We start from the raw sequence: 14,335 nt of genomic DNA, 5'->3' as shown, positions 1-14,335 counted from the left end.
TTATGAGCGACACAATCAAAACCCCACTCCTTGTTCGGCTGACAACCATTCCGGAAACACCTAGTATCAAACAAAAAATCATTCTAGGTATACGAGTGTTACTTGTATCGGTGCATCGTTTTATGAAAGATGATTGTCTCATCATTGGCTCAAGTTTAGCTTATACGACAATTGTCACACTCATTCCAACTTTAACAGTAGCCCTTGCACTCATTACAGTCGCTTCAGGGGTGCACACAAACCAAGGAGAACTTGTTGATAAAATCAATTCATACTTGCTCCAAAACAATATCCAATTCGATATCACTCCCTATTTAGAGACACTTACAGATATTATCTCCACAGCAACGCAAATTGGAGCTGTTGGATTTGTGGTATTTATCTTTTCTGCTACAGCCGTATTACGTTCGTTAGAGAAAGCATTCCATATCATTTGGAAAATTGACTTTCATAGAAATTTTATCAATAAATTTGTATTTTACTTTTTCCTAATTTCGTTTGGCCCTTTGTTATTCGTTGTTGGCAAAAACATTACAGACACAATTTCAGATTCTGTTCGGTCACCTCATTTAAAGTCAATTGTTGCAACAAAACATGGAGAAATTTGGGTAGCGGGAGAAAAAGGGAATATTGGTGTCATACGTGAGTTAAATAAATCCATTTCCTTCATTCCAGAAGCAAGCATTGACTTTGAAAATATGCTCTGCATTGATATGGAAACCGTCGAAACAGGAACATGCAAAAAGCCCAATATCAGAAAAGAAAACTTTTTTAGAATCAGAAGCGTAGGAAATGACTTATTTACCATTTCAGAAGAAGGTACATTTTTATACTCAAATGATTTGGGTAAATCCTGGAAAGTGCATGCATTAAAAGGAATTTTAGTTTCCGATTTTGGTGCCATTGATTTCGACACTCTCTACATTTTAACCAAAGATACAAGAACGTTACGATATGACTTAGGAAAACCATTTAAGGAAATCAAACGATTCCATGATGAAGCGATCACTCCCATCCGAGTTCGATTTTTCTCAGAAAAGGACGGATTTATTTTAGATAGAGAAGGAAGGTTATGGAAAACCAGTGATGGAGGAACAACTTTTTTCCCACAAGAAATCTCTAGCAAACCTCTAAACGATATCTCCTTTCTCAATCGAAGTGTGGGTTTTTTAGTCGGAGACAGTGGTGCGATTTTCAAAACAACTGATGGTGGCTATAATTGGACAGACCTTAGCCACAGAAAATATTCTTATGAACGTGTTTGGGTCTTTGTTTCTCCGAAAAAACAAGACTATGATATCTTTGTTTTAACTTCACTCGGAGAAATTCTCCTATCAGAAGATGAAGGTGAAAATTGGTCAGTTGCTTATAAAGGAAAAGCAGGAATGATCTTAGACATGTTATTACTCTCTAAGAAAAAATCAAATTCCAATTTAGAAAATACTGGATCGAAGGAAGCAGTTTCATCCATTGTTTCCAATACATTAACTTCTGAAGAGCCCATAGAAATCGAAAACCAAAATGAAGCAGAAAGTCCGAATGAAGGAATGTTAGGCATCGTTGGAGTTGGAGAATTTAATAAAATCATTCGTGTTGAAGAAGATGGGAATGGCCAAACAATTTGGAAAAAATACCAAGGTGGGAAACGTTTTTTTTCCCTTTATTCCATTTTTCAATTTTTGTTACCACTGTTAGCATTATGGTTATTCTTCTTACTGATTTTTAATATCATTCCGAATACAAAGGTTCCACTCAGAGCCTCATCGATTGGTGCTGCCGTTACAGGTGTGATTCTCATATTGTTTTTTTGGGGGTTTATCAATATTTACCTAACTTCTTTTACCGAAAAAACAATGTTAGTCTATAAAGCATTGGCAGCAATCCCTATCACCTTACTTGCAATTTATTCCATTTCTCTCATCATCCTGTATGGAGCAGAAGTGACAGCAACCCTACAATTCCCTGATCGATACTTACTTCCCAAACATCCGTTTGACGATATTGATGGCACACTTTCCTTTGAATTTTATAAAATTCTACAAGTGTTAACACTTACCTATTCTCACCAACAGAACCAAGGTGAACTCCTCAAACTTGCACAGTTACGTAAGTCACTAGTTTTACCTGAAAAGGAATTAAACCAAATATTAGACAAATTAACGGAAGCTAATTTAATCCAAATCACGGAAGATAAACGCATTACACCCACGAAATTAAAGGAACAAATCAATTTGGTTTCAGTGTATGAAGACACTTCTAGTTTTAAACTTGGTGCACCCAAAGAAAGGGCAAGTTTGTCGCCAAAACTAAACGACAGTCTCACCCAATTGGAAGATAAGTGGAAGGAAGAACTTCGAAAAACTTCTTTTTCGAATTGGATTTAAAGATACGGTTTTGATTTCACTGGTGGAAGAGACGCAGACATTTGTTTGTAGATCTCTTCTGCCAAACCCATCGATTCGTTTTGTGAGATATTCTTGGCATACTCATCATAAAGCATATCTTCGAAAATTTCCTCTGCATACCCACCATCGATGAGTTTTTCTTTATGAATGGTGTTTTTCATTTCCTTTAACATCATCTTCACAAATACAGATTCAAATTCCACAGAGGCATCATATAATTTTTTACGATAAGGATCGGCAGTGATCTCCTCACGTATGTTTTGAGGTACTTTTAAAGACGAGGAACTCACCTTTCCCATGAGTTCTTCATGGGTCTCGAGTAAATTTTGGAATTCCGAACTAGTTTTTCGGTTTGTTTCTTTCCCTTGGGGGTCAGATAACGACTTCATCCGATTTAGGATGGTTTCGTCTTTGGATCGGCTAAGTCTTCCCGAGTAATCTTGGATTTTATGAATGTCCATATATTATGTCTACTAAAAGTATCGGCAAAATTTCCAATTACTGGATCACAAGTTCTGCTTTTAATGCCCCTTGTTTTTTTAAGGCTTCCAAAATGGAGATGATATCCTTTGTGGAAGCTCCCACTTTATTTAAGGCACCTACCACATCCGAAACCTGGGTCGTTTCCTTCAGAACAAATACAGACTCACCCTTTCCATCATCTTGGATGGGGAAAAAATACCGTGCTTTGTCTCTGTTTGCGATTTGGATAGTTAGTCCTTGTTGCGAAATGGCCACTTCATCAATGGCAATGTTTGCTCCCATTACGATGGTTCCTGTTCGTTCATTGATGACTACCCTCGCCACGGGAGATGAGTTGATGGTTAGGTTTTCTAATTTGGATAAAAAGGTTAGATCTAATTTTGGTGCACCTGTCACCAATTCCCCATTCGGACCAGTCGTGTCTTTTGCCATGGGAAGTGGAACCAATATTTCTGTTGGTGACACCACTTCAGGAACTACAGACAATTCAGAGGTGATGGTGTCCACAATGGCACCCATAGTGGTATAATCCTTCTCTAGTAATGTGAGTTTCACTGATTTGGTGATGGGAGCATTCGGGATGGACTTCTCCATAATGGCTCCAAAAGGAACAAGCGCCGTGTTCGAACCAGATTTTTTATCAGCGCCTCTCTTCTTTTCTTTACCACCAAACACAAGTACACCAGAAGCAACTGCAATTGTTTCTCCATTACCAGCTTTCAGTGGAGATTGGAGTAATACTCCACCTTCTAGAGAACGGGCATCACCAAGAGAGGATACAACAACATCAATTTTATCCCCTTCTTTTAAATTCACAGGGACATTGGCAGTGATGAGTACGGATGCAGTGTTTTTCGCATCTCGCAAATTCTTTTTGGTATTCACCCCAAGACCTGCGAGGTAGTTTTGGAGTGCTTCTTCTGTTAAAGGGTTTTTGGTATCCCCTGTTCCATTCAGTCCTACCACAAGACCAAATCCTGTCAGTTGGTTTTCCCGAACCGCATCAATCCGAACCAAATCCTTTAGTCTTGTTTCCACGGCAAAAAGGGAACTGTTGAGACAAAAGAAAGAAAATAAGAAAAGAAATATCGAAACTCCCCTTGTTCGAATCAGTTGAGGATTCGTAGACTTCAAGTTTGTACAAGTGACAAATTCCATATCTGTGAAAGTTTGATTCATTTTGTAGTTTCGATTCATAATGGATTACTCACTTTCACCTAAGAGTCGTTTGATGTTTTTTAAGATGATTTCTTGTTTTTCTTTGTCTGAAAGTTCTGCTTTTTCTGTCACAGATCCGTCTGGATTTGTAATCCGCTTCATTTGGATATTGGGATCACCTAGTTCTTTGGGATTGAGAGTACCTTGGTATTCCACACGCAAATTGGCGATGAGGTCACTCGCAATGAAACGATTTTTATCTAGGTCTTCTGGTGAAATCGTACCTGATAAACGAAGGTTAATTCTCTCTTCCGAAAGATTAAACACACGACTGCCTTCTAATTCTAAATTGCCAGTACCTGGATCAATCCCAGTCACAAGGACAGCCATAACACCCACTACCTTTCCTTGGGATTTCGATTTTCCCACTTTTGAACGCATATAGGTCGAGTTAGCTGTGTAATTGGGTAAGTCTGGGACTAATTTTTTATCAGGTACGGTTTTGATATCATTATCAAATGTGGCTTTGTATTCCGATTCATATTCCACTCGAAGTCCGTTTTTTAAAACCACTTTCACAACGGTTCCTGGTTGGATGGTTTTGGGATACGAATACGGGTCTTTGTCCTTCCATAAAGATTCCGCATGTAAGGTAGGAGACAATGTTAGGGAAGACAACGAAACTGGATACTCACAGTAGAATGTGATCATAAAACAAAAAAAGATAACAAAACACTGTGTCAAAGGATGTTTCCAAAGAGATCGAAAAACAAAAAAGGAAGGACTGAGTTTCACGACTGTTTTCCATTTTGCAGATATGGAATTGGATTTTAAATCAAACATCTCTTATCTCTCTTCCAAAAGGCATACACCTTCGTTTTGTACACGTGCTCGAATGGTCTTTTGGGAAGCCAAATTGAGGAGTGGAATTTCTTCACCCTTATTGCCTGAAGCAAGAGCTCTTGTTTTGATTTTTAATAATAGATTTCCAATCGTGTAAACAAGTTCCACTTCTTGGCCACGTTCGATGGTATGGAGTGTGCGCACTTGTTTTTTTTCAATGGCAGTGTCTGGCAAAAATCCATTGAGAGCCGTTTTACCCACCGGGTTTTCCTCAGTGAATTCTCGGAATGAATCTGCAGAAAAAAAACTGCGAAGTTCTACATCGTTTTCTGTTAAAACCGTTTTCGCAGGAATTTCTTTAGTCGTGAAGTATGCTTTTTTCTTTTCTTCAATGAGGAAGGGAACGGATTCCGAATGAACCAGTTTTCCTTCGAAGTAAAAATCCAAAGGAAACAAACGTTTTCCAGCATGGAGGGAACGGCCAAGACTACGCCATACGGGAGAGGTTCCTGAAATGATGGGAAAGGATTCCTTTTCAGATTGGATCCTAAAGTTTTCTCCCATTTCACCTAAACCATTTTGGCTCGCAACTGAGAGAGCTTTCCAGAGAGACTCTTCTAATTCTGTTTTGGATACATTGGAAGTTTTCGGAAGGAGAATCCCTTCTTTGCCCATCACTTGGAACGATATCCCTTCTCCAAATTCCTTGGTATAAAGAGTTGTGATCATATCCGAGAGAGATTCAGGACTGAGGAGGATCGGTGTTTTTACATTACGAAACACAATTGGATTCCAATTCCCTTTCCAGTTGGTAAATTCAGACAATCGTACCTCACCCATACCCACAATGGTTTTTGGTTTGAGATAGAGTCGGTTGTCATCTTTGTTTGCAAATAACGGCAAACATAACACCAAACTAAGAAGGATGGAGATCCAAATTTTCATTAACGTTTTAAACCAATCGCCGTAGAAAGCATGTTATCCGAGGTTTGGATGGTTTTGGAATTGGATTCGTATGCCCTTTGTGCCACAATCATATTCACCATCTCTTCAACGATTTTAACGTTACTCATTTCTAAGAAACCTTGTAACACACTTCCATACCCTTCTTGGGAAGGCATTCCTGGAATTTCTTGCCCCGAGGCAACGGTTTCTCGGAATAAGTTTTTTCCCACTGCTTGGAGCCCTGCAGGGTTTACAAAACGGTAAAGTTCCAATTGCCCGATGGTAGTGGGGCGAATGTCATTCCCGATTTTCACAGTGACTTCCCCTTCTTCAGAAACCATGAGCGTATTTAAGATCGCATTTTCGGGAAGGATGATGGGTGGTTCGAGTAAATACCCGTTTGATGTCACCACTTGTTGGTTAGAATCAATTTTAAAGGATCCGTCTCTGGAATAAGAAAAGGTTCCATCTGGCATTTGGATTTTAAAAAATGCCATCTCCCCTGTAAGAGCTAGATCTAATTTATTTCCAGTAGCTTGGAAAGAACCAATTTCGAATAACTTCTGTGTGGCGGCGACTTTCACACCATGACCCACATTCACACCAGTTGGGATTTCGGAAACAGAGGTAGCTGGAGTTCCCGCAAGTACTTGGTGTTGGTAAACTAAGTCTTCGAAGTCCACGCGGTTCTTTTTGAAACCTGTGGTGTTCACGTTGGCTAAGTTATTGGCAACGGTATCAATATGAAATTGTTGGGCAATCATCCCGGTAGCACCGGTCCAAAGGGATCGCATCATAAAAAGGCACCTCTACAGCTTCTATCGGAATCCTTTTAAAAAAGCTAAGTGTCTTTTTTTATGATTATGTCTTATTTTCCTGTACTCCCAAACCCACCCGTCCCACGTTCTGTAGAACCGAGTTCCGTGACCACTTGGATCGGAAATTTCACGACAGCTTGGATCACCATTTGGGCAACACGTGTCCCGGGCTCTAAAAGGAAATCGGATCCACTCAGATTCAGAAGTGGGATGAGGATCTCTCCCCGGTAATCGGAGTCAATGGTGCCTGGGCTATTGGGCATCAAAATTCTTTGTTTTGTGGAAAACCCACTCCGAGGACGGATTTGGCCTTCATACCCCTCAGGGATCGCCATGGCAAGTCCAGTCGGAACAAATACAACTTCTCCTTTGGGAAGGAGAAGGTTTTCTTTGATACAGGCAGAAAGGTCCATGCCCGCAGAACCAGAAGTTTTGTATTCAGGGACAACTGCCCCTTCTCGTAGGATTTGGATTTGGATCAGAGGATTTTGCATCGAGTTCCTTTTATGAATCTAACCACCAAACTGCACAGGGATTTTGGCAAATTGGGTTTCTGTCATATCTCCCACACAAGACAAATGGACTTTGTCCAAACCAAACATTTCTTTGGCGGCAAGATTGATTTCATCTAAGGTGACTGATTTAATTGCCTTCATTCGGTCTTCTAACGAAAAATAGGTTCCGTAATATATTTCTTGTAATCCAATATTATTCATTCGGTTTTCAGGGAGTTCATACCCAATCGCTATCGAACCCATTTGATTGGATTTGGCATCCGCAAGTTCCGACTTGGTAAAACCATGTTTTGTGATCGTTTCCAATTCTTTTAGAATCAGTTCCACACATCGTGCGGCTTTTTCTTTCGAAGTAGCAGAGGAGATCGAAAAAAGTCCTGTAGTTTTGTAATAAGAGGGAAAACTGTAAATGCTATAACAAAGCCCTTCTTTTTCACGGATGTTTTGGAAAAGCCGAGATGCCATACCGCCACCGAGGATGGTGGAAATAAGACCTGAAACAGTAACAGTTCGGTAGTCTCTTTTTTTTCCATTCACACCAAGCATGATATGGAACTGCTCAATTTTACGGCGTTCCAAATGTTTCGAATAATTTTTTTTAGGTGCTGGAATGATGAGTTCTGTTGGGATTTTTCCTTTGGGATTTTCAAAAGAAAAATATTTATTTGTGAGATCAAGGACTTTCTCCCAAGTAAAATTTCCCGAAACAGAAATCACCATATTCTTTGGGAAATAATGTTTTTCGAAAAAAGTCCGAATGGACTTTTCTGTGACTCCAGTGACGGATTTTTTAGTTCCAATGATATCACGCCCGTAAGGTGACTTCCCAAAGATATTGCGAAAGTAATAGTCATAAACAAAATCATCAGGTGCATCTTCATACGAACGCATCTCTTCCATGATGACACCTTTCTCGGTTTGGATGTCTTCCTTTCGAAAGAGAGGGCGAAAGAGCATATCAGATAAAATTTCAAACGCAAGCTCTGCTTGGTTTTTGATGGCAACTACATAGTATTGTGTGTATTCGCGTCCTGTGGATCCATTCAAAATCCCACCCACTCGTTCAATGGATTCAGCAATTTCTTTACTTGTGCGAGTTTCAGTATCTTTGAAGAGCATATGCTCTAAAAAGTGAAAGTAACCATGTTCGGAATTGGTTTCGGCAAGACTGCCTTGTTTTAAAAAAACACCCACCCCCATAGAGGATGCGTGTTTCATAGGTTGGAAAAGAACTGTAAGACCATTTGGCAATACAGTTCGTTTGCATTCAATGACGGGTGCCATTTGGTTCACTCCCCCCAAACAGAAGTTTGGGGACTGTTGTTTAGTTGTCTAAAAGGACATCCTTTCTCGAAAGATCAATTTTTCCCATTTTATCAACGGAAATTACTTTCACTTTGATTTTTTCCCCTTCGGAAACAATATCACGAACAGATTGAACTCGTTTCACATCTAGTTTAGAGATGTGGCAAAGCCCTTCTTTTCCTGGTAAAATTTCAACAAAAGCACCAAAGTCAGCGATTCGTTTGATGACCCCTTCGTAAATTTTACCCACTTCAATCTCTTCAAAGATTCCATCGATCATGGCAATGGCTTTTTCTTTGGACTCTTCACTTGGAGAGGCAATGGTTACCTTTCCAGAATCATCCACTGAAATTTCCGAACCAGATTGTTCGATGATAGCTCGGATCATTTTCCCACCAGGGCCAATGAGTTCTCCGATTCGATCTTTTGGAATTTGTTTTTGGGTGATACGAGGAGCGTTCTCGCTTAAGTTTCCTTTTACAGAAGATATCGCTTTGTTCATCTCACCAAGGATATGGTCACGACCCACTTCTGCTTGTTCGATGGCCTTTTGTAACACTTCGAGACCAAGACCATTCACTTTTAGGTCCATTTGGAAAGCAGTGATGCCTTTTTTTGTTCCCGCAAGTTTGAAGTCCATATCACCAAAGTGGTCTTCGATCCCAGCAATGTCAGATAGAACCGCAAAACGACCTTTTTCATCACTGAAAAGTCCCATTGCAATTCCAGATACAGGGCCAGAAATCGGAACCCCACCCGCCATAAGTGCGAGTGTTCCCGAACAAACGGATGCCATGGAGGAAGATCCATTGGATTCTAAAATTTCTGACACAAGTCGTATCACATACGGAAACTCGGTTTGCGATGGAAGGACTTTTTTAATGGCACGTTCTGCTAGATTCCCATGACCAATTTCTCGCCTTCCAGGGCCAGAGTTACGTCGCACTTCTCCCACAGAAAACGCAGGGAAGTTATAGTGTAACATAAAGTTCTTTTCTTTGGAACCTTCGAGTGTTTCGTATCGTTGGTTGTCCGAAGTCGTTCCAAGAGTCATGACCCCAAGGGACTGTGTTTGCCCTCTTGTGAAAACAGCTGAACCATGGGGACCAGGAAGGACATCAATCTCACAGGAGATTTGTCGGATTTCATTTGTTTTACGACCGTCAAAACGAATCCCTTCACCTAACACGAGTTCACGAACAACTTCGTATTCTAATTCATGAAGGAAATGTTTGATTTCTTTGGATTTGTCTTCTGGAGCAAGTAAGGTTTTAAAATGTTCAACCGTTTCTTTGTTAATGGCTTTGATGTCATCGTTACGTTTTGCTTTGTCTGCGTTTTTATTTGCAGCTGTTAAACGTTCGAATGCGAACTCACGAATTTTTGCATGGAGTTCTTTGTCAGGAGTTTTTAAAACGACTTCTTTTTTAACCGTACCATTTTTCTTAGCCAATTCTTCTTGCATCATCACAGCCACTTTCAGCTGTTCTTGTGCAAAACGAAGGGCTGCCATCATGTCTTCTTTGGAGATTTCACTTGCTTCCCCTTCGATCATGACGATGGCATCTTTTGTTCCTGCTACCACCAAATCCAAATCGGATTTTGTGATTTCTTCGTTGGTTGGGTTTAAAATAAACTCACCAGCAATCCTTCCGATACGAGCACCCGCAATCGGGCCTGCAAAGGGAATGGAAGAAACAGAGAGTGCCGCCGAAGCTGCGTTAATCGCATGGCCTTGGACTGATACTTGTTTGTCTGCGGATAATACTTGTACAAGAAGTTGGACTTCCGAGAAGTAACCTTCTGGGAACATCGGACGGATAGGTCTGTCGATGATACGAGAGAGTAATACTTCGTGTTCGGCAGGTTTTGCTTCGCGTTTGAAGTAACCACCAGGGAAACGACCTACTGAGTAAGCTTTTTCCGTGTATTCGCATGTGAGAGGGAAAAAATCTTGTCCTTCTTTTGGTTCGTCCGCTGCACAAACAGTGGCAAGCAGGACCAAATTTCCGGTTTTGTATACAACCGACCCGTGAGCTTGTTTCGCCCACTTGCCGGTCTCTAGGGTAATGGAATCTCTACCCCAAACACCAGTGAACTCTGTAGCCATAGGAATTATTTCCTAAGGCCGAGTTTTTCAATCAGCTTTTTATAACTTTCTAAGTTGGAACGTTTTAGGTATTCCAACAAACTCTTTCTCTGGTTTACCATAGCGATGAGGCCACGGCGAGAGTGGAAGTCCTTCTTATTTGCTTTGAAGTGTTCCGTAAGGTCTTTAATACGAGAGTCGAGAAGAGCGATTTGTACTTCTGCAGAACCTGTGTCGTTTGGTTTGCTACCGAATGTAGCAATGATCTGCTGTTTTTGTTCTTTTGTGATCATACTAGTGTCCAGGTTTTAAGAACGACTCATTTAGAAAACATAATTTTTGCAGAAGGGTCAAAAAATACTTTTCGGTAGCGGTAAGGAATGTGGTTCGGTTTCTCTTCGTAAGAACACCAAGCAAGGATGGTCGACTGGTCCGAGTCTACGATGTAAAACCCTAGAGCGTCTGCTTTCGGCAATTTATCCCAAATATACCCCCCGTGGATCACCGCTTTTTTTTCGGTTTCGTCCACAATCCGTAAGGGCAAAGGGAATACCTCTTTCCAATCTTTTAGGTCACCCGCTGTGATCGTATCCAGAGTTTTGGCACCAGTTACACCGTACTCTCCAATCGATTCCCTGACAAGCCTGCCGAGAGAAAGTGGGATCCCCCATTTGTCGGAAAGGTCGAGGACTAGTTTTCGAATGTAGGTACCTGAGCTGACATGGACTCGAAACGAAAACCCGAACTCCGTTTTATGGATGTCTTTAACGGAATGGATGGTGATGTTCCGTTCCTTTTCTTCCACCACCGTTCCTTCTCGAAAAAGGTCAGATTGGCGTTTGCCCCCGACTTTCAGAGCCGAAATTTTGGGTGCTTTTTGGGTTGTGAGTTTTGTCAGGTTTTGTAGTTCTTCTTCCAATCTGTGGATGGAAAAAAGCGATTCAAATGTTTTACGAGAGGATTCACGTTCGTCAACTTCTACCATTCCATCCGGGTCACCTGAGTCGGTACGCAAACCCACAATCACTTCTGCCAAATAGGTTTTGTCTTTTCCTAAGAATACTTGGGAGAAAGCAGTATAATCCCCGCAAGGTAAAATGAGTAAACCTTCGGCAAATCGGTCAAGAGTTCCCGTATGCCCCACCGATTTTTGACTTAACAAACGTTTGGTTTTTAAAACCAAATCGGAACTCGTAATTCCTGGTGGTTTATAAACAAATAAAAATCCTGATACATAGGGTTTTGCCATCAGCGTTCACCAAACAAACTCTAGGTGCTAGTTATTGGATTTCTTTTGGGGGAAAATCCGAATTCGAATCAGTGGTTTCCGTTTCTGAATCGTCCGGCTCTTCATCAGTGCCTACTTCCTCATCATCTGTTTCATCGGGATGGAGTTCTTCAAAAAGTGTTTTCGGAGCCGACTCATCGATGAGGCGGTTCACTTCTAAACTTTTGATGTAATTATTATCCCAGACAAAACTAAACTTTGGGTTCGTATGTAAGTGGAGGTTTTTTCCGACAAGCGAGGATAAAAATCCCGCACAAGAAACAAGTCCTTGTGTGAGTTTTTTTCGTTCGTTGTTATTACAAAGGGCGGTGAAGTAGACCTTCGCATACCGTAAGTCTTCGCTGATTTCAATGCGATGGAAACTTGGTAAAAAGACCCTTGGGTCTTTTACCTTTCCTTCGAGAATCGCAGAAGAGATGAGGCGAATGATCTCCGATTCGAGTTTTTTCATTCGAATGGGATTCATTTAGGCCGCCTTACAGTTTACGAGCAATCTCGCGAATCTCGTATGCTTCGATTTCGTCACCCACAGAGAAGTCATTGAATCCATCGAGTAAGATACCACACTCAAATCCAGTGAGAACATCAGCCACATCGTCTTTCATACGTTTGAGGTTTTTGATTTTCCCTTCCCAAGTGATCTCACCTGTTTCGCTGGAAATCACACGAACGTATGCTTGTTTGGTCACCTTACCGGATTTCACCATACAACCTGCAATGTTCCCCACTTTGGAGATTTTGAATACATCGCGGATTTCGACCTTACCAATGATGTTTTCCACTTTTTCAGGTTCGAGCATTCCTTCCATGGACGCTTTCACTTCATTGACCACATCGTAGATGATGCTATAGTATTTGATTTCGACCTTTTCTTTCTCAGCAAGGGAAACCGTTTTTGGATTCGCACGTGTATGGAAACCAATCACGATCGCATTTGATGCCGAAGCTAGGATGATGTCGGAATCCACAATCGCACCTGTTCCTGCATGGATTACATTGAGGCGAACATCTGCAGTCGAAAGTTTTTCGAGAGCTTCTTTTACCGCTTCTGTCGATCCACGAACGTCTGCTTTGATGATGACTTTGAGTTCTTTGAGGGCACCTTGTTTGATGATCTCACTCATATTGTCAAGTGTCACACGAGTGGCCGCATTTTTCGATTGGCCGAGTCTTTCATAATCTTGACGGCTATGAGAGATGGTTCGTGCTTCTTTGTCATCGATTACCACATCAAATGGAGCCCCTGCATCAGGAACTCCATCAAGACCGGTTACGAGAGCTGGAAAGGATGGACCCGCTTCTTTGATGGAACGACCGAGGTCGTCATACATCGCACGAACACGTCCTGCATGCACTCCTGCAACAAAGGCATCACCCACACGGAGTGTTCCGTTTTGGATGAGAACCGTTGCCACAGCACCACGACCTGGATCGAGTTTTGCTTCCACAATGGTTCCTTTTGCTTTTCGTTTCGGATTGGCTTTGTGATCGAGGAGTTCTGCTTGGATGATGAGCATCTCAAGGAGTTTATCAATTCCAATATTACTTTTTGCTGATATATCACAGAAGATAGTTGTTCCACCCCATTCTTCTGGTTGTAATCCATAATTCGAAAGTTCTTGTCTCACCTTTTCGGGGTTTGCTGCTGGTAGGTCAATTTTGTTGACCGCAACAATGATTGGAACTTCTGCTTCTTTGGCATGGTTGATCGCTTCAATGGTTTGAGGCATGACCCCGTCGTCGGCTGCAACCACTAAGACAACAATGTCGGTTACGGAGGCACCACGTGCTCTCATCGAAGTAAAAGCTTCGTGACCCGGTGTATCGAGGAAGGCAATTTTTCCACGTTCCGTTTCTACTTGGTAGGCACCAATGTGCTGTGTGATCCCACCAGATTCCCCTTCTGCCACTCGGGAAGACCGAATCGTATCGAGGAGTTTTGTTTTACCATGGTCAACGTGACCCATGATGGTGACAACAGGTGGACGAGTGATGTAATCTGCCGGATCGTCTTTTTCTTCTTCAATGACGGTTTCGTCGTAAAGAGAAACGATCTTCACCTTACAGCCGTAATCGTCAGCAAGAATGGACGCAGTTTCGGCATCGATCACATTATTGATCGTAACCATCATCCCCATTTTCATGAGTTTACTGATCACTTCCCCTGGTTTCAGGTTTAGTTTTTTCGCAATCTCACCCACTTGGATGTTTTCTAAAATTGAGATTTCTTTTGGTACAGCGGCAAGAGCTGCTGCTTGGGCCTTTTGTTTGCGAAAGGATTGTTTGAAAAACTTAGTGTTTTCATTTTCTTCCCTTCCGCCTTTTTCTTTATCAAAAACTTTCTTTTTGGCTCCGCCTGGTCCACCTGCACCCGGAAGTCCTCCTGGAGGAGCACCAAAAGGAGCATCACCTGGAGGTCTACCACCACTGCCTGGTCCACTTTGGCCAATCGGTCTTGCGCCACGGTTTCCTTGGTAACCACCACC

Annotated in this window: 13 protein-coding genes; 1 reads left to right on the top strand and 12 read right to left on the bottom strand. The window is 41.6% G+C overall.

Annotated features, from left to right (window positions below; genetic code table 11):
- Nucleotides 1-2: 2 nt before the first annotated feature.
- Nucleotides 3-2,384: a YhjD/YihY/BrkB family envelope integrity protein gene (locus DI076_RS05380; protein ID WP_108958965.1), complete on the top strand. Its 2,382-nt coding sequence runs from the start codon at nucleotides 3-5 to the stop codon at nucleotides 2,382-2,384.
- On the opposite strand, the gene DI076_RS05375 is transcribed toward DI076_RS05380, so the two are convergent.
- The 12 genes from DI076_RS05375 to infB all read right to left on the bottom strand — a co-directional run.
- Entirely contained in the window at nucleotides 2,381-2,866 is a 486-nt protein-coding gene (locus DI076_RS05375) for a rod-binding protein (protein WP_108958964.1), read from the bottom strand. The two genes, DI076_RS05380 and DI076_RS05375, sit on opposite strands and share 4 nt — an antisense overlap.
- 37 nt (nucleotides 2,867-2,903) lie before the next feature.
- Entirely contained in the window at nucleotides 2,904-4,085 is a 1,182-nt protein-coding gene (locus tag DI076_RS05370; RefSeq protein ID WP_108958963.1) for a flagellar basal body P-ring protein FlgI, read from the bottom strand.
- Between the two features lie 6 nt (nucleotides 4,086-4,091).
- Complete coding sequence (locus DI076_RS05365) at nucleotides 4,092-4,757, bottom strand: flagellar basal body L-ring protein FlgH (RefSeq protein ID WP_439957277.1); 666 nt, start codon at nucleotides 4,755-4,757, stop codon at nucleotides 4,092-4,094.
- A 135-nt stretch (nucleotides 4,758-4,892) separates the two neighbouring features.
- Nucleotides 4,893-5,834, bottom strand: coding sequence for a flagellar basal body P-ring formation chaperone FlgA (gene flgA / locus DI076_RS05360; protein WP_108958961.1), 942 nt, complete (start codon nucleotides 5,832-5,834; stop codon nucleotides 4,893-4,895).
- Nucleotides 5,834-6,631, bottom strand: coding sequence for a flagellar basal-body rod protein FlgG (gene flgG, locus DI076_RS05355; protein ID WP_012388518.1), 798 nt, complete (start codon nucleotides 6,629-6,631; stop codon nucleotides 5,834-5,836). Before flgG ends, flgA begins: the two co-directional genes overlap by 1 nt.
- 71 nt (nucleotides 6,632-6,702) lie before the next feature.
- Nucleotides 6,703-7,146: a dUTP diphosphatase gene (gene dut, locus DI076_RS05350; protein WP_108958960.1), complete on the bottom strand. Its 444-nt coding sequence runs from the start codon at nucleotides 7,144-7,146 to the stop codon at nucleotides 6,703-6,705.
- Between the two features lie 18 nt (nucleotides 7,147-7,164).
- Nucleotides 7,165-8,451: a M16 family metallopeptidase gene (locus DI076_RS05345; protein ID WP_108958959.1), complete on the bottom strand. Its 1,287-nt coding sequence runs from the start codon at nucleotides 8,449-8,451 to the stop codon at nucleotides 7,165-7,167.
- A 40-nt stretch (nucleotides 8,452-8,491) separates the two neighbouring features.
- On the bottom strand, nucleotides 8,492-10,582 hold the full coding sequence (gene pnp / locus DI076_RS05340) for a polyribonucleotide nucleotidyltransferase (RefSeq protein WP_108958958.1): 2,091 nt from the start codon (nucleotides 10,580-10,582) through the stop codon (nucleotides 8,492-8,494).
- Nucleotides 10,583-10,587: 5 nt separating this feature from the next.
- Nucleotides 10,588-10,854: a 30S ribosomal protein S15 gene (rpsO, locus tag DI076_RS05335; RefSeq protein WP_012388514.1), complete on the bottom strand. Its 267-nt coding sequence runs from the start codon at nucleotides 10,852-10,854 to the stop codon at nucleotides 10,588-10,590.
- Between the two features lie 26 nt (nucleotides 10,855-10,880).
- Nucleotides 10,881-11,810, bottom strand: a complete 930-nt coding sequence (gene truB / locus DI076_RS05330) for a tRNA pseudouridine(55) synthase TruB (protein ID WP_108958957.1) — start codon at nucleotides 11,808-11,810, stop codon at nucleotides 10,881-10,883.
- Between the two features lie 31 nt (nucleotides 11,811-11,841).
- The gene (rbfA, locus tag DI076_RS05325; RefSeq protein WP_108958956.1) at nucleotides 11,842-12,315 is read right to left on the bottom strand and encodes a 30S ribosome-binding factor RbfA; all 474 of its coding nucleotides are present in this window, start codon (nucleotides 12,313-12,315) and stop codon (nucleotides 11,842-11,844) included.
- A gap of 10 nt (nucleotides 12,316-12,325) precedes the next feature.
- Nucleotides 12,326-14,335 (bottom strand): translation initiation factor IF-2 (gene infB, locus DI076_RS05320; RefSeq protein ID WP_108958955.1); only part of this gene is annotated, 2,010 nt, incomplete at its 5' end.

This window comes from Leptospira ellinghausenii (assembly GCF_003114815.1).
Taxonomy (GTDB): Bacteria; Spirochaetota; Leptospiria; order Leptospirales; family Leptospiraceae; genus Leptospira_A; species Leptospira_A ellinghausenii.
This window is presented reverse-complemented; position numbering and strand designations above follow the sequence as displayed.